General features: G+C 51.6%; 12 protein-coding genes. 2 read left to right on the top strand and 10 right to left on the bottom strand.

Annotated elements, in window-relative coordinates; genetic code table 11:
- The 10 genes from Q8O92_14335 to Q8O92_14290 form a co-directional block, all read right to left on the bottom strand.
- The coding region (locus Q8O92_14335) for an efflux RND transporter permease subunit (GenBank protein ID MDP2984493.1) at positions 1–1,120 on the bottom strand (1,120 nt) is incomplete at its 3' end.
- 9 nt (positions 1,121–1,129) lie between these two features.
- A complete protein-coding gene (locus Q8O92_14330) occupies positions 1,130–2,629 on the bottom strand; it encodes an efflux RND transporter periplasmic adaptor subunit (protein MDP2984492.1) in 1,500 nt (499 codons plus the stop codon).
- Between the two features lie 17 nt (positions 2,630–2,646).
- On the bottom strand, positions 2,647–3,927 hold the full coding sequence (locus Q8O92_14325) for a TolC family protein (GenBank protein MDP2984491.1): 1,281 nt from the start codon (positions 3,925–3,927) through the stop codon (positions 2,647–2,649).
- 106 nt (positions 3,928–4,033) lie between these two features.
- Positions 4,034–4,654 carry a DUF3347 domain-containing protein gene (locus Q8O92_14320; protein MDP2984490.1) on the bottom strand — a complete coding sequence of 207 codons (621 nt, stop codon included), beginning with the start codon at positions 4,652–4,654 and terminating at the stop codon, positions 4,034–4,036.
- Between the two features lie 354 nt (positions 4,655–5,008).
- Entirely contained in the window at positions 5,009–6,145 is a 1,137-nt protein-coding gene (locus tag Q8O92_14315; protein MDP2984489.1) for a cystathionine gamma-synthase, read from the bottom strand.
- The gene (locus tag Q8O92_14310) at positions 6,142–7,506 is read right to left on the bottom strand and encodes a cystathionine beta-synthase (protein MDP2984488.1); all 1,365 of its coding nucleotides are present in this window, start codon (positions 7,504–7,506) and stop codon (positions 6,142–6,144) included. The genes Q8O92_14315 and Q8O92_14310 overlap by 4 nt, the downstream gene beginning before the upstream one ends.
- A 349-nt stretch (positions 7,507–7,855) precedes the next feature.
- Complete coding sequence (gene larE / locus Q8O92_14305) at positions 7,856–8,647, bottom strand: ATP-dependent sacrificial sulfur transferase LarE (protein ID MDP2984487.1); 792 nt, start codon at positions 8,645–8,647, stop codon at positions 7,856–7,858.
- Positions 8,648–8,883: 236 nt separating this feature from the next.
- The gene (gene cysK, locus Q8O92_14300; protein ID MDP2984486.1) at positions 8,884–9,813 is read right to left on the bottom strand and encodes a cysteine synthase A; all 930 of its coding nucleotides are present in this window, start codon (positions 9,811–9,813) and stop codon (positions 8,884–8,886) included.
- Positions 9,814–9,923: 110 nt separating this feature from the next.
- Positions 9,924–11,222: an O-acetylhomoserine aminocarboxypropyltransferase/cysteine synthase gene (locus Q8O92_14295; protein ID MDP2984485.1), complete on the bottom strand. Its 1,299-nt coding sequence runs from the start codon at positions 11,220–11,222 to the stop codon at positions 9,924–9,926.
- Between the two features lie 406 nt (positions 11,223–11,628).
- Positions 11,629–12,681, bottom strand: coding sequence for a hypothetical protein (locus Q8O92_14290; GenBank protein ID MDP2984484.1), 1,053 nt, complete (start codon positions 12,679–12,681; stop codon positions 11,629–11,631).
- Positions 12,682–13,331: 650 nt separating this feature from the next.
- Between Q8O92_14290 and Q8O92_14285 the strand changes: the two genes are divergently transcribed.
- Positions 13,332–14,666, top strand: a complete 1,335-nt coding sequence (locus Q8O92_14285) for a hypothetical protein (protein ID MDP2984483.1) — start codon at positions 13,332–13,334, stop codon at positions 14,664–14,666.
- A gap of 264 nt (positions 14,667–14,930) precedes the next feature.
- Positions 14,931–16,589, top strand: coding sequence for a DUF362 domain-containing protein (locus tag Q8O92_14280; protein ID MDP2984482.1), 1,659 nt, complete (start codon positions 14,931–14,933; stop codon positions 16,587–16,589).
- Positions 16,590–16,738: the final 149 nt, after the last annotated feature.

The raw sequence follows: 16,738 nt of genomic DNA, 5'->3' as shown, positions 1-16,738 counted from the left end.
GGATAGCGGTCGGGAGGGTGAATACCGCGATGAGCGAGCTCCGGACATGGAGGAGAAACAAAATGGAGATCAGGGCGACAATGGCGATTTCTTGGAAAAGAGCTTCTTTCAGCGTGTCGATGGCGCGCAGGATAAGGCCGGAGCGGTCATAGGCGGTTTGGATCTTGACATCCTCGGGCAGGCCTTGTTTCAGGACTTCCAGTTTCTCCTTCACCCTTTTTATGACATCAAGGGCATTTGCGCCGTACCGCATTACAATAATGCCCCCGACCACCTCACCCTCGCCGTTCCATTCTGCAAGCCCGCGCCGCATCAGGGGACCGATGGTTACATCGGCGATATCCCGCACATAAACCGGAACACCCTTTGCCCGATCCACCATGACCGGAATGTTTTTGATATCCTCCACCGACTTTATGTATCCGAGACCCCTGACCATGAATTCCGACTCGCCCATCTCGATGACCTCGCCCCCCACATCTTTGTTGGAATTCGAGATGGCGTCCTCTACCATCATTAGAGGGATGTTATACCCCCGGAGTTTCACCGGGTCCACCGTGACCTGGTATTCCTTGACAAAACCGCCGATGCTCGCCACCTCGGATACCCCATCCACCGCAGTAAGCTCATATTTAAGGTACCAGTCCTGGATGGAGCGTAATTCCTGAAGCGAGCGCTTGTCGGAAGTGAGCGTATACTCGTACACCCAGCCCACTCCGGAGGCATCGGGACCGATTGCGGGCACCACGTTTTTCGGGAGACGTTTCTGAGCATAGTTCAGGTATTCCAGCACCCGGCTCCGCGCCCAGTAGATATCGGTGCCGTCTTCAAAGATGATGTAGACAAGAGAATATCCGAAGAAGGAATAACCGCGCACTACCTTGGATCCCGGCACTGACACCATGGCGGTGGTAAGGGCGTACGTGACCTGATCTTCCACAATGCGGGGCGACTGGCCGGGATACTCGGTGTAGATGATGACCTGGACATCGCTCAGGTCGGGAATGGCATCTATGGGAATCCTCGCCAGAGAGTAAATCCCGATTCCGATGAGAAACAGGACCGACAGGATAACGAGAAACCGGTTCAGGATAGACCATTCGATAATTTTTTTGAGCATTGAGAATCCTTATTTTTTCGGCGTCAGTTTCATTCCGCATTTGGGGCAGTTTCCCGGCTTATCGCTCAGGATTTCGGGATGCATCTCGCAGGTATATATCGTTTTTCCCTTTTCTTGGGCTTTTCCGGAAGGAGCGTCCGCTTTCTTGCCGGTATCCATCTGCATGCCGGGCATTTCCTGACCTTTATTCTCCGGCGCGGTTTTTTGCCCAGGCGCGGGCGCAGGCATCGGCATGTTCATTCCGGGCATCATCATCTGCCCGACTGCCGCTTTGAGGTTGCTTTCGGAATCGATGAGGAATTGAGAGGAAACCACGATCTTTTCCCCGGCGTGAATGCCCTCAAGCACCTGTATATAGCCTTCGGCGCTGACTCCCAGTTTCACCTCACGGGGGTCAAAATACCCCCCGCCAAGCGCCATGACCGCTATGTTGCGTTCGCCGGACCGTATGATGGCCTGCTCAGGGACAGCGACCACATTCCGTAAGACGGGCGCCTCGAATTGCACTGTGGCAAACATCTCCGGCCTCAACTCCAAACCGGGTGTGTTCGACAGCTCGATGCGTACCGGGACTGTCCTCGTGTCGCCGTTCATCGTAGGAGATATGAAAGATATTTTGCCGCCGAATACCTTCCCCGGCAGGTTGGAGACGGAAATCCTCGCGGTCTGCCCCACTTTGACAAAAGACAGCTCGTTCTGGTAAACATCCGCCCAGAGCCATACTACTGAAAGGTCGGCAATTCTCAATAGCTCGGTCCCGGCCATGATATTCTGGCCCAGCACCACCGATTTTTCCAAAACGATGCCGGTCACCGAGGAATACAGTGTCATGGTTCTTGCCGGGGCGCCGCGTTCATCCAGCGCCTGGATCTCGCTTTCGGTGATATCCCAGTTCAGGAGGCGGTTACGGGCGCTCTGAACCAATTGGTCTGCGCCCCGGAGCGCATCGGAGCTACTTCCCCCTTGCAGTTTTTTCCGGTAGCTCAGGGCCTGTAAATATTCCTGCTGGGTGGCGACCAGTTCAGGGCTGTACACATCCAGAAGCGGCTGCCCCTTGTCCACCAGCATGCCGGTATAGTCGACAGAGAGTTTTTCCACCCATCCAGACACTTTGGTGTTAACCACCGAATAACGCGTCTCATCAGCACTGATTTTACCTGGGGCGCGGACAGTGCGGGAAAGGTTCCTCACCGTAACCTCTTCGATCTTCACCCCGATATTCTGGACCACAGTCGGGTCAATTTTGATTCCCTGGACAGCTCCTTCTTCGTCCTTGTATACCGGCACGAGGTCCATTCCGCAGTCCGGCGCCTTCCCGGGCCGCTCGGAAGTATACCAGGGATGCATGGGGTCCCTGTAGTAGAGTATTTTCTTCCCGCCGCCGGCTTTTGTTTCCATTCCGGTTTGAGGTATCTTCGGCCTGCTGTTGGGCACGTAACGGAAGATGAGATATCCTGCTCCCAATCCGATGGCCAGAAACAGCGCCGCGGTGATAACAATTTTTTTCATATCGAATTCGCCTGTTCTCACTGGTGTATTTTTTGGGCTATTTTATCGCTGTCCATACCCACCGCCTGTTCCAAATCGGCCTGGCTTTGCATATAGTTTACTATTGCGACCTCATGTTCCTGCCTGACCTGGAGCAGCATCCGGGCGGCGTCTATTACGGTCAGAAAATCCACTGTTACTGCGCGGTATCCATCCATCGATATCTGCAATGTCTGTTCTGCCTGGGGTATCAGGGTGTTCCAGCAATACTCGATCGATCTCCGATTTGACTCGACATTCACATAGGCTTCATGCACTTGAAGGAAAACTTCATTTTTCATGTTACCCCATTCGGCCTGTGCTTTTCGGATATTGATGCGGCTTTCCTCGATTTTGGACCGTACCTTCCCCCTTGACCAGAATGATTGCGGAAGGGTGAAACCGAACATGGTCGACCAATAATCTGTTCCGCCCATCACCATGTCCTTATACATAAGACGCACCATGAAATCCGGCATGCGCTCCTTCTGGGATACGGCCAACTCCGCCTCTTTCATGCGGATGTTATAATCCATCGCCTTAAGTTCGGGGCGGTTTCCCAGCGCAAGGGAATCAAACTGGTTCACAGTCCAGGCCGGAATATCCTTCTCGATGTCCTCCACCTCACCCAGGGAATCTCCTGCCGGTCTTCCGGCGATTGTATTGACTCTGGCCTCCTCGACCTTCTTTTCTCTCTGTAAATTTATGGCTGATAAGGCAAGCATGGAAAGCTCGGTCTGGGCTTTCAGAATATCCGCCTGCTTTCCCGTACCGACTTCATACTGCCGTGAGGCAACGGCAAGAAGCTCACGCATGAGGTCCTGATTCTGGGTATTGATACCGAGAGTACGGTCGGCCAGATACATCGCATAATAGGCGGATTTCATCTCCCGGATCACCTGTCTCTTAATAGCTCCGATATTCCGGTCGGTCATTGCGGCGCCGTTCCGGGCCACATTCCCCATGGCGGCTCGTTTCCCCGGATAGGGAAACATCTGCTGAATGGAATAATCGGTTTCCTGGCCGTTTTTCACCGGATTCGGAAAGGATGAGATGGGAGTCTGGAATAATTCGATTCCAACCTGCGGCGGGTCGAAAGAAGTGCTTTGCTGTATTCGGGTATACGCGGCGGCGCTCTCCTCACGGGCGGCGAGAATCCGCGGATTATTGCGGAGGGCTTCGGTAATCAAGCTGTCAAGGTTGGCAGCTTTCCCGGTCTGTGCAGAGCCGATGGCAGTGAAACCGAACAGGAAAAAGGTGAAAAGAAGCGATTTATGCATAGTTATGTTCTAAGTTCTACAAAGTGTAAAAATATGACCGGGAGACCATCTTTCTGTCATTAAATATAGGAAAAATAACTATAAATGTAAATTGAACTATTTCAGCTTACTTTCCGCTTTTTGCTCCGATAATATCCGTGATTTTCCCGCAGGCAAGCATGGAATTCCCGAAATAGGGATTCTTCACTGTCTTCTCATCCTGTACCCAATCGGCGCCCTTATTCTTAAAAGCCATGGGGCAATGGAACACATAGAGCGGATTTTTTCCTGAAGTTCTGAACTGTTTCGCGATGGCAATAAGATCTAAAGAAGCCTGCTTGAATTCCGCCCGTGCTGTTTCGATATCGGGTGCCGCGGCAATCTGCACCGCATCTTTCGACAGCTTTTCGGAAGAAGCCATCCATGCCATGTGCGCTTTCATATCGGTGAGAAGCTTCATATCCACTTCCTGGAACGATTTCGTAAGAGTCAGAGCATTTGATTGCGAATTCTGAAACTCATCGCTTGAGAGGGCGGCATGGATGGAAAGATACGACCTATATACCTGATCAAGCTGGGTCTTGAATGCGAAGGGAGTTATAAAGACGATCGGCTTGGCAGTTTCACTCATGTTCATGCCGTTCATTGAATGCATCTGGCCGTGATCATGTTGAGCAAATGATACACCGGCAAACAAACCGAGAGCCGTTGCGAAACAGACTGCTGCTGCGAGGATTCTGCTATTCATGAGAGTTCTCCTTGTAACATAATTATTAGTATTCCGATAAAGATTCTTGTTATTGTACTTTTCGATAAGATATCAGTTCCCCCTTATTTAAAAAATTATACGGTTATGTCGTTAAGTCAGCAACATACCAGTAAATAAGAGAAATTGAATGCTTCTGTGTCTTTAAATATCCCCCCTGCCTTTGGCATCCCCCCTTATTAAGGGGGGAATTTAGGGAGAGGGTTCTGTTAAATCCTAATAAATGTTTGCATAGTAATAGGAATAATTTTCTTTTTCCCCCTTAATAAGGGGGGTAGGGGGGATTAATCTTTCGGATAATCACCTTAGCTTACTTAACGACATACCTGTTAAAAATTATCTAAGCGCATTTTCCAGATCGCCTCTTAAATCATCCACATCTTCTATGCCGACCGAAAGCCGTACCAGGCCATCCCGGATACCCTTCCGCTCTCTTTCTTCCGGAGGGAAGGAACTGTGAGTCATTTTCGCAGGATGACAGACCAGGGATTCAACTCCCCCCAAGCTCTCCGCCAGCAAAAAAAGTCGTAACCTAGAAATGAATTGCTCCGCCGCCGGATAACCTCCTTTAAGCTCCAGACTAATCATTCCACCGAATCCACGCATTTGTTTCCCGGCCAGATTGTGCTGCTTATGGCTTAAAAGGCCGGGATAGTACACCCGTTCTACAGCAGGGTGTTTTTCCAGAAATTTGGCGAGAGCGATCGCGTTCTTCTCGTGTTCGTTCATCCTGATGGCCAAAGTCTTGATGCCGCGGATAACCAGCCAGCAGTCCCAAGGTCCGGGGACAGCCCCTTCGGCATTCTGGTGGAATTTCAGCTCTTTATACAGTTTATTGTCGGATACTATTATCGCGCCGCCGATGGTGTCGCTGTGACCGGCAAGATACTTCGTGGTGCTGTGTACGACAATGTCGGCGCCCAAAGCAAGGGGGTTTTGAAAGTACGGGCTCGCAAAGGTATTGTCCACCGCTAGGAGCAGACCATTTTCATGCGCCAGTTGAGACAGTTTCTCGATATCGGCAATTTTCAGAAGCGGATTGGTCGGCGTTTCCACCCAGATGAGCCTGGTTTCCTTCCTGATCGCTTTTTGGAACGAGTCCGCATCCACCGTTTCAACGTAATCGGCGGCAAGCCCCCAGCGACGGAATACTCTCTCAATAAGACGGTATGTTCCCCCGTACACGTCATCCCCCACGATAACATGATCACCATGCGCCAAAAGATGAAATACCGCGGCGGTCGCGGCGGAACCGGAAGCGAACGCCAGCCCGTGCTTACCTCCCTCCAGGGAGGCGAGCACCTCTTCCAGCGCTTTTCTGGTCGGATTTCCTGTGCGGGAGTATTCATATCCACGGTGGACGCCGATGGCATCCTGCTCAAACGTGGAGGTCTGATACACAGGTATGATAACGGCGCCGGTGGAAGAGTCCGGCGCCTGACCGTCATGGATGGCTCTCGTTTTGAATCTCACCGGTTTTCCTTCTGTTTCATCCAATACTCTATGATATCGGACCGGGTTATCACTCCTGTGGGAAATCCTCCCCGATATACCACAATTCCTGTCGTTCCGGAAAGAAGCACCCGGTATGCTTCCGATATATCCATCTTCTCATCCATGGTAGGCAATGGTTTTCCCATAACTGCAGAAACCTGCTGTCGAGCGAAATCAACTCCGTCGTGCAGGAGCTTCATCAGGGACGCTTCGTTGACGCTGCCAACAACATGTGAATTTTCAACGACCGGTATCTGCGAAATGCTATATTTCCGCATGAGCTGTACAACTCTATCTAAGGTCTCTTCCGGTTCAATTGAAATAATTCCATGAATCTTTTGCTTTTTATCAAGGATATCTCCGACACGGGCAATTCTGACTTCGCCATCCTGCCAAAACCCGTTCTCCATCATCCATGAATCCGAAAAAATCCTGTTTATATAATTCCGGCCGGTATCCGGCAGAAGCGCCACGATGAATCGCGGTTCGGCAATTCTCTTTGCGTACTTGATGGCTGCGGCCACCGCAGTCCCGGCAGAACCGCCCGCCAGGATTCCCTCCTCACGGGCCAATCTGCGGGCAGTGTTAAAAGACTCCTTGTCGCTTACCCGGATCATTTCATCCACCACCTGACGGTTGAAAGTTCCGGGAATGAAATCTTCCCCGATTCCTTCTACCTTATATGAATGGGGGCTGTCGCCGGATAGAATCGAACCTTCTGGATCAGCGCCGACAACAATAATATTCGGATTCTGCTCTTTGAGGAATCTGGCAGTGCCGGAAATGGTGCCTCCGGTGCCCATTCCCGCTACAAAGACTTCGACCTTCCCTTGTGAATCATTCCAGATTTCCGGGCCGGTTGTCCGGTAGTGAGCGAGAGGATTGTTCTGATTCATAAACTGATTGGGATGGAAAGCGCCGGGTATTTCCTGCGTCAGACGATCCGCCACTCCGTTATAACTTTCCGGCGAATCGGGAGGTACGGAAGTTGGGGTAATTACCACTTCAGCGCCGTACGCCTTCAGAAGATTTATTTTTTCCTGGCTCATCTTGTCCGGGAGAACGAATATGCAACGGTATCCTTTGATCGCCGCCGCCTGGGCAAGCCCGATCCCGGTGTTTCCGGCGGTAGCTTCAATGATGGTGCCTCCCGGTTTTAAAAGACCTTCCTTTTCGGCGGCTTCTATCATGGCGATTCCGATACGGTCTTTTACGCTACCCTCGGGGTTCAGGAATTCGGCTTTGGCATAGACAGGGGAGCCGATTCCATGTGTAATGGAATTCAATCTTACGAGCGGAGTCCCGCCAACAGCCTGGAGAATGTTTTCAAACAGCGCCATCGAGATATCCCTGTTGAAAGAATACTGTAATTTACCACTATTATCATTGACTTAATGATAATTACATGTTTTTCCATGCAGCTTGTACTATCTTTGCTTCTTTTACCCTAGTGTTAAGTCAATGCAATAAAGTTGGATTCATATTCCCTCCTTAACAAGGGGGGATGTCAAAGGCAGGGGGGATTTCTTCTTCCCGGCGAATAAAGATCCCCCCGCCGCTTGAGCGGCGACCCCCTTTTTAAGGGGGTAAAAAGAAAAAGAAACTTCAGCACCAGACATTATCTGATTGACTTAATCCTAGACCCTGAAACGAGTTCAGGGCGGCAAAGTTCGGATCGTGCCGAATCCGTCACGGATTCATGCTCCCGGTTCTATACCCTTCCAGATCCAGGGCGATATACCGATAGCCTACCGCTTTCAGCCCTGCCACAATTTTTTTCCGCAGATCCGGCTCGGCAAGGCGGGGGATGTCGGATTCAGCCACCTCCAGCCGGGCGGTTTCGTTGTAATGCCTGACCCGTACCTGTTTAAATCCCAATGACTTGAGTATCCGCTCCGCTTTCTCGACCTTATCGAGTTTATCCTCGGTGATCTCCTCGCCATAGGGAATCCGTGACGACAGACAGGCCATGGAAGGCTTGTCCCAGGTGGGAAGCCCCATGTCACGAGAGAATTTTCTTATTTCATCTTTGGTAAGTCCGGCTTCCTGAAGCGGACTCCGGACTCCGTACTCTCTTGCAGCACGGGTGCCCGGCCGGTAATCACTCCGGTCGTCGGCGTTGCTGCCATCCACAACAAACTTGATGTGCTCACGGTCCGCGATTTCCCTGAGTTTGGAAAACAGTTCGCTCTTGCACCAGTAACATCGATCTTTGCTGTTCATGGCAAAGTCGGGATTCGATATCTCACGGCTTTCGATGACCTGGTATCGCACGTTCAGTTTTTCGGCGATTTCGAGAGCCTGCTGTTTTTCTTCGGAGGGCAGGGTGCTGGAATCTCCGATCACCGCCAGGGCTTTGGCGCCCAGCACATCGGATGCAACCTTGAGGAGAAAGGTGCTGTCCACGCCCCCGGAGTAGGCTACCAGAACACTCTCCATTCCGGCCAGGATATCTTTCAAACAGTCGAGTTTATTTTCCATACCTTCACTTTCTCCTCATAGCTCCGGCGATTACATATGCTTACGTATTTTAAGAGATAGATGCCGAAACAAGTTCGGCATAAGGTCATCCTGAACTCGTTGCCGCTTCGCGGGAACGATAAAGCCGTTTCAGGATATAAACACTCAAAACATGCGCAATTATTTATGTCGTCATGTTTCAAAATATTGCGCAGTTATAGCTGTTTTCCTCAGATTTTTGATCTCATCCTTCGTATTCAGGATTCCTTGAACAGCCAGGTGGTCAGGTACCGTTCGCCGGTATCGGGGAGAACCACTACGATCGTTTTCCCTTTGCTTTCAGGGCGTCTCGCTACTACGAGAGCAGCCCAGAGCGCCGCTCCGCTGGATATACCGGCCAGAATTCCTTCCTCACGGGCCAGGCGGCGGGCGGTTATTCCGGAGTTCTCGTTGGAAACCTGTATGATCTCGTCGATGATATCCCGGTTGAGGACGCCGGGAATAAAACCGGCGCCGATTCCCTGAATTTTATGCGGTCCAGGCGCACCTCCCGAAAGCACCGGAGAATTTTCAGGTTCTACGGCGACCGCCAGGAAATCTTTCTTGCGGCTTTTGATCACTTCAGCGACGCCGGTCAAAGTTCCGCCGGTTCCTACTCCGGATACCAGAATATCGACCGCGCCATCGGTGTCATTCCATATTTCACGGGCTGTGGTCCTGCGGTGAATTTCCGGATTAGCGGGATTATTGAACTGCTGGGGCATGAAGGCATTGGGAGTAGCCGCTACCAGTTCTTCCGCCTTTTTTACCGCACCCTTCATACCCTCGACGCCTGGAGTGAGAATCAGTTCCGCGCCGAAAACCTCCAGGAGCTGCCTTCTTTCCATGCTCATGGTGTCCGGCATGGTAAGCTTGAGCCGGTATCCCCTCGCCGCAGCGACGAACGCCAGGGAAATTCCCGTATTTCCGCTGGTCGGCTCGATGAGGACGGTTTCCTTGTTTATTAAACCTTTTTTCTCAGCATCCTCGATCATGGCTACCCCAATTCGATCTTTGACGCTGGACAATGGGTTGAACGATTCCAGCTTGGCCAGAACTATGGCATTTATACCCGCGGCCATTCGATTCACCCTGACGAGAGGGGTACGGCCCACTGTCCTGGTTATATCATCGTAGATTTTGCTCATAGCAATGTTCCTTTCAATTTCTCCCTCACCCCCTGCCCCCTCTCCCGTAGCGGGCGAGGGGATTATGGGGTGGGTTTTTCTTTATTTTTTGGAGGTTACATCAGATCATTCTATAAAACTGCTGCTTTCAACGCCTGGTCGATGTCTTCCTTGATATCCTCGATATGCTCGATTCCGATGGATAGACGAATATAATCCGCAGTCGTTCCGGTGGTTTCCTGCTCTTCGGCGGTGAGCTGCTGATGCGTGGTTGAGGCCGGGTGGATAACCAGGCTCTTGGAATCTCCGATGTTGGCGAGATGCGACAGCAATTTTACCGAGTGAATGAATTTCTTTCCGGCTTCAAGCCCGCCCCTGATTCCGAATCCGACCAGAGCGCCGTATTTGCCGTTCAGGTATTTTTTCGCCAGCGCATGGGAAGGATGGCTGGGAAGACCCGGATATTTCACCCAGTTAACCAGCGGATGGTTTTCAAGGAACTGCGCTACCGCTAGGGCGTTCTCCGAATGCCTTTCCTGGCGAAGAGCGAGGGTCTCGAGCCCCTGCAGGAAGAGAAAGGAATTGAACGGACTCAGAGGCGCCCCGAGGTCGCGGAGGAGTTGCACCCGCAGTTTAATTGCGAGGGCAACATTGCCCAGGCCGGGGAAATTTCCGAAGACATCCCAGAATTTCAGCCCGTGATAGCTCGGATCAGGCTCGGTGAATTCGGGGAATTTACCGTTCCCCCAATTAAACTTACCACCGTCCACAATTACCCCGCCGATCGAATTCCCATGACCGCCGATGAATTTGGTAGCCGAAGTGGCGAGTATATCCGCGCCATAGTCCAGCGGACGTACCAGACCGACCCCCACGGTATTGTCCACCACGAAAGGAATTCCGGCATCATGGGCAATTTTTGCAATGGCCTCGAAATCCGGTACATCCAGCTTGGGATTGCCAATGGTTTCCGCATAAATCGCCCGTGTACGGGGAGTAATGGCTTTTTTGAATTCTTCCAGTTTGTATGATTCAACAAAAACAACCTTCCGCCCCAGTTTGGGAAAGGTATAGTGGAAGAGCTGGTAGGTGCCGCCATACAGATTGTTTGCAGAAACGATTTCATCGCCAACCTGGGTGATCGCAAGGAGCGCATAGGTCTCCGCCGCCTGTCCGGAGGCGACCGCCAGAGCAGCAGTTCCTCCCTCGATGGCCGCAATACGCTTTTCAAAAACATCGGTAGTCGGGTTCATGATCCGCGTATAGATGTTTCCGAATTCTCTGAGAGCAAACAGATTTGCAGCATGGTCGGTGTCCCTGAACACGTAGGATGTGGTCTGGTAAATCGGCACTGCCCGTGATCCGGTAGTGGGATCGGGTATCTCCTGTCCGGCATGAACGGTCAACGTTTCAAATCGTCTTTTTCCCATAATGCACCTTCTTTCATTTTTTTGTGGCGTGTATGCCCCTTTGAAATACTTTCCTTTTTAACGTTTTTTCATCGGAAAATCATGGTTTTTCAGGATGGGGGTGGTTTCTCTCCTCCTTTTAAAAGGCTTGTGAAAAACACTTTTATTGAATGAAATCCCCGCTTTTTCTAAACTCACCTCTTGGTCTCCTCTCTATAATAGAGAGGATATAACTCGTTGCGGGCCTTCTAGTTCCCCCTCTCTAGTATAGAGAGGGGGTCAGGGGGTGAGTTTCGGTGAAAAAGAAAATGACAGGCATTTAGACTTTTTCACAGGCCTTGTAAAATATACATGGTTGAATATTACTTTACTATTTTTTTCTAAGATAAACCGGGTAAAATATTTTACATAGCTTACTGAACCTGTTTCAATATCTCTGCTGCCCTACAAATGGCCGCGATTGCTCGGCGCCAATCCACCACTCTGCGATCCTCTCCCTCTCAAGCGGCATTGAATTTTCTGCGAGGGTAGTTTTTCTCCTCTGATTATTGTTGTCAATAACAATAACTGAAAAGTTCACTTTTTCACCGAATTTGGTATACGATGCTGCGAAGCGCAGCGCCAGTGAAATGTCGTCCGGTTCCGCAGGTTTACGGCAAAGAACGCTGGGGCCGGGAGTATCATAAGGCTCTATGATTACATCGCCGGGCATCAGGAATCGTTCCAGGGACAAGTTTTCCTGTTCGTTACGCCCTACAATCACCTTTGCGCCGGAGGGGAGCCGGAAATGACGACCCAGCTTCAGCAGGTTAGCTTCCCTGACACTGATTTCACCTTCATGTTCCATATAGTCTTTGAACCGGACGGCAAACTCCGGATCGTTTAAAAGGCATCCTCCCCCCGGGCAGAGGTAATCTACAATTCCCAGCTCCCTGGCAAGGGCAAACTGCGGGAGGCGTCTTCTGCCCTGAATAGCCAGGAGCTTCTCACGGTCCACCAGGTTCTCTTTTTCCGGAACGGTAGGCGTCAAGAGCTTTGCAGACAGCGGACGGAGCACATACCCTTCCAGCCCGGATTCACGCTCGATTATTTCCATGGCCCTTTTTCGCTGGGACATCGGGCGTTCACCAAGCACTTCACCCGTTGTGACAAAAGAGGCGCCGGATGCAGCCATCTCCTCACGGGCTTTCGAGAACATGAAGATTCGGCAGTCGATACAGGCGTTCGCTCCGCTGCCGCGGCCATGCCTGGGGTTGCAGATGACTTTCAGGTAGTCTTCCACGCAGGAAATTGTTTTTACCGGAATACCAAGCTGTTCAGCGGCTCGGGAGGCTGATGAACATCCCGCCGAAACAGGAGTGCAGCGGCAGAACGGCGAGACGAAATTGAGACCTTCCACTGCAATTCCCATCTCAAGGAGTATTTTCCCGGCTAGGGTGCTGTCCAGCCCGCCCGAAAGAAGAAGAATTGTTTTAATCAAAGGGATATTTCCATAGACGTTTTATTGATACTGCAGCCCCATAAATCCCCCAAAAGGGGGACTTAAAAGACTGCAAGACAACAAATCAAGTCAGCCTTTGGCTGAGGCTTGACAGATTGAGGTCTGCTTTGATTATTTACGTAACAAAACTTTTTTATCCATAACGATGCAAAGTCCCCCTTTGGGGGATTTAGGGGGCTGCATCTCATAGAGTTGTCTCATTTTGCACTGCTAAATTTACCAACTCTTTTGGAGAAGAGCCAATTTTTTAAACTAATATTTTTTTCCTTGCCTGATAAAAGTCCCCCCTCGGGGGATTTAGGGGGCTGCCTTTCAAACGAAGCAATAAGTATTTGTTTAATAATAAGTGTTAGAGTATAAGTAAGTTTATACCAAATTATAGCTAAAAGGCTTGTAATAAAACGGTTGTGTCATGTAGACCCTAAAACGAGTTCAGGGTGACATGGTCATGCCGAATTTGCTTCGACATCTATGAGAGGCGTAAGTTCATACTCTACTATTTAGATAGGAATTATAATAATATACTTTGATGCTGTTGTCAAGTTTTTTTTTCTTTTTTACGAAATGCTTGTGTATATTCTTTAAATATTGACCTATCCATACAAATCTTAACAAGCAGGAGAAGAGCCATGGCCCATATTTCTCGAAGAAATATCCTCAAGACCGGCGCAGTCCTGGCCGGCGGAATAAGCATCACGTCGAACTTCCTCTCCGGCGGCGGAAAAGCACTTGCGGCGGAAATCCCGGCCGCCGCTTTCTGGGACGAGTACTTCCGGGGAGCGATGAAAATACTGACCGGCCTCCGTGACACCCAGGTGGAAGTAATCGAGCGTGAGATGCAGACGGCATATGCGCGCCTTAAAAAAGGCGGAACACTATATTCCCAGATCACTGCGGGGCATTTTCCCATCGACGAAACCGCCCTTGACCGTACGGGACAACCCGGCGTTTTCGCCTTTTTAAAGCGGGACGCCAAAGATGAAGACTACGCCAAGCTGACCACGAATGACATCATCATCACCAATGTGATAAACCTTGGAAATATTGCCGCCATGAAACGGGGTATTCGGGTGGTCGGGGTGACCGTGAATTACTATCCCTTTGCCAAGACGCCGCCGGGAGAGGGCTATCAGATCGAATACGGGGGAAAGATACTCCGTATCGAGGATGCCTCTTCTGCGATGATCGACAGCCAGGCGCCCTGGGATAACGGCCTGGTGCATCCTTCACAGAATCCGGATTTTCCTGTGATGCCCGGCGGCGGGATTGCCCAGGCCGCGGTATACTGGATGGCGGCGGCTGAACTGGCGGGGCTCAAGGCGGGAAACGGGACCGAATCTTCACCAGGCGGGGCGAGAAGTTATATTGAAACCTGCATCGACCGTGCGCAGATGGCCGGCCAGGACCGCCTGAAGTTCATCGAGGCGGGCCGCGTACTCGGAGACCTGGTTGTCAAGGGAGCAAAGTGGTGGGTTGCCGGACATAAAGCTTTGGTCGCCGATGCTTCTTCGGTGGCCACCGGGCCGATGGTAACCCGTCCGTACAACGCAGGAAGGGTCGCGAAAGGGGACATCGTGCTCATCGGCTCTTACAGTTCTAATAATATGGAAGAAATCAAACTCGCCAGCGACTGCCGCGCCAAGGGAGCATACATTGCCGCCATAGCACCGTATTCTTTGGAAAGCGATGCTGCCGGGCCGCGGCTCTACAAGGAGGTCGATCTGGCATTCAACACGTATTCCCCGGACGGATGGGGTGTTGTTCCGGTCAAAGGGCTCGACCGCAAGGTCTGTCCCACCACCGGAGTGATCGCAGACATGGCGCTCTGGCTCCTCATGTCCCAATGGGCGGATGTCATGGCAGGCATGGGGAAATTCCCCTATTTCTGGAAGGGGATATTCATGAAAAACGGTACGGAATACAATAAGAAAATCCAGCCCCTGTTCGCGGCGAGAGGCTGGTAAAAAAAGACAGTATACAGAAGACAGAAGACAGGTATAAACTCCCTGGATGTTAGGGGTCAAAGTATAAAAAGATGATCCCCCTGTCACCTTCGGTGACATCCCTCTTACTAAGGGGAATAAAATAGAAAAACCATTCTACCGCCGATTGTATCTCGGTTGCCCCCCTTTATAAAGGACAGGGGGGATCCTACCCCGCAGCAAGCTGCGAGGAATTCTTTTGATTAAAGATTGTAAAATTTCATTCATAAAGAAAGGTTATTTTTCATGCTCAACAGAAGAGAATTTCTGAAAACCGCAGCGCTCGGGGCTTTGGGACTCAGCCTGCCCGTACAGGCGCTGCCTTCACGAAAGCAGACCACCGGATATTTCGGACTGCACCCGTTCATCGAGAACCACCCGGAAGCGGTGTTCATCATGCCAACCGCAATCGACGATAAAATGAATGCGAAGGCCAAACTGGAAGCCGGTCTGTCATTCGGACGGAGCGTGTTCGTCCCCAGGGACGGGAGCGGTATTCCTATTTCCATTTCCATCCCGGTGAAATTAAATCTGAAAACGGTGGATGCGGGAAAATATCCTCTTGACCAGATCCTCGGCACAGTCACCGACCCATTCTTCTGCGAAGGTGTTTTCGAGGGAATGAAAGAACTGGGAATTTCCCCCAAACAGATTCACATCCGTGAGAACGACCGGGGGCCCAAAACATTTCAGATTTACGGGATTGTCGATATGGCCAACCGTGTCGGCGCAGATTTCCGCACCGATTTCATCGGCGCCATCGGCAGCGGGATAAATCCGGGAGAGCATTTCAACTGGATCGATGTCCCCAACGGCCGATGGTTCAAAAAGCTGCCGCATCTCGAACCGATCAACACTCCCGGCGCATGGCTTTTAAATATCTCCAAATTCAAGGCTCACGGCATGGGTCTCACCCTTTGCGGCAAGAACCTTCAGGGAATGATCGCCCGGCCTTTCACCGGACTCTGCTCCCCGGCGGACAGCGATATGAAGATTTCCCCTCAATACCGTCACGAGAACGCAGCGGATGCATTGAAAAAAAGCTACGAGAGACATGTGGCGGACGGCGTCATCCCGCGCTGGGACAGGCCCGGTCCGCAGGGAGGCATCTGGCAGGAAGCCTGGGCCACCCGTACTCTCGACAGCCTCTCGGTTACACCCTGCGGTCTCAGTGTCATCGAGGGTATCTACGGCCGTGACGGAGACTCCGGCAACAACGGGCCGCATCTGCCGCAAGGCGCCCAGGATCCCGGAAGACTCGGAGGGGGAGGCAAATACCCGTCGCCCACAGCCTGGGATTTCATGAGCAATGTCATCATATTCGGCAAGAACATTTTCCGGACCGACATCATCGGGCATTGGCTCGGCGGTCATGAGCCGGGGAATTTCGGATACTTCCACCTCGCCGTGGAGCGGGGGATGTCCGATGCACTCGATCCCCGCAGGATTCCGGTCTACCTCTGGGAAAACGGGACCGCGACCCTCGTTCCCATCGAACAGTTCAAACGGACGCCGCTCCTCACCTACTATCTGACGAGGGATTACAAAGGAGGCGCCGAGCCGCTCTACCACCTGGCAAACGAGCCGTTCGATTACTCTAAAGTGAGCGGGCTGAAAGACACTCCCCGCCCCCGTAAACCGGAAACTTTCGTGCTCTACCAGAGCCGGATCAATCCTGTCAATCCCTGCGCCTCGATCGAGTACCGGCTCCCGAACAGCGGGGATGTTCGGCTTGAGATCATGAACAGCCGCGGGAATATAGTCGGCGTGTTGGCCGAAGGACACCGCGAGAGCGGCGCTCACCTGGCGGTTTGGAATACCGAAAATGCTCCGGCCGGCAATTACACCTGCCGTCTCCGGGCCGAGGGCGCCACAGTTACCGGGAAGCTGGTTCTTCAGAAATAAGAAAAGGAGATCTTTTGAAAACCTTACCCTGCTTGTTCCTGGTGTGGATTTCCGCTGTTTCGGCTTTTGGCGCTGAAAATCCTCTCCCGACGGACGTCCCCCGGGATTTGACTGAGCGGGTGAACCACAGCCTCGAGTATGCTTTCACC

The sequence above is a fragment of the Candidatus Latescibacter sp. genome (assembly GCA_030692375.1).
In the GTDB taxonomy this organism is placed as follows: domain Bacteria; phylum Latescibacterota; class Latescibacteria; order Latescibacterales; family Latescibacteraceae; genus JAUYCD01.
This window is presented reverse-complemented; position numbering and strand designations above follow the sequence as displayed.

Coding starts and splice junctions, on each gene's coding strand:
- Q8O92_14320 (MDP2984490.1), bottom strand. CDS start 4,654: ATGAATAGCAGAATCCTCGCAGCAGCAGTCTGTTTCGCAACGGCTCTC.
- larE (MDP2984487.1), bottom strand. CDS start 8,647: ATGGAAAATAAACTCGACTGTTTGAAAGATATCCTGGCCGGAATGGAG.
- Q8O92_14325 (MDP2984491.1), bottom strand. CDS start 3,927: ATGCATAAATCGCTTCTTTTCACCTTTTTCCTGTTCGGTTTCACTGCC.
- cysK (MDP2984486.1), bottom strand. CDS start 9,813: ATGAGCAAAATCTACGATGATATAACCAGGACAGTGGGCCGTACCCCT.
- Q8O92_14330 (MDP2984492.1), bottom strand. CDS start 2,629: ATGAAAAAAATTGTTATCACCGCGGCGCTGTTTCTGGCCATCGGATTG.
- Q8O92_14280 (MDP2984482.1), top strand. CDS start 14,931: ATGCTCAACAGAAGAGAATTTCTGAAAACCGCAGCGCTCGGGGCTTTG.
- Q8O92_14310 (MDP2984488.1), bottom strand. CDS start 7,506: ATGGCGCTGTTTGAAAACATTCTCCAGGCTGTTGGCGGGACTCCGCTC.
- Q8O92_14295 (MDP2984485.1), bottom strand. CDS start 11,222: ATGGGAAAAAGACGATTTGAAACGTTGACCGTTCATGCCGGACAGGAG.
- Q8O92_14285 (MDP2984483.1), top strand. CDS start 13,332: ATGGCCCATATTTCTCGAAGAAATATCCTCAAGACCGGCGCAGTCCTG.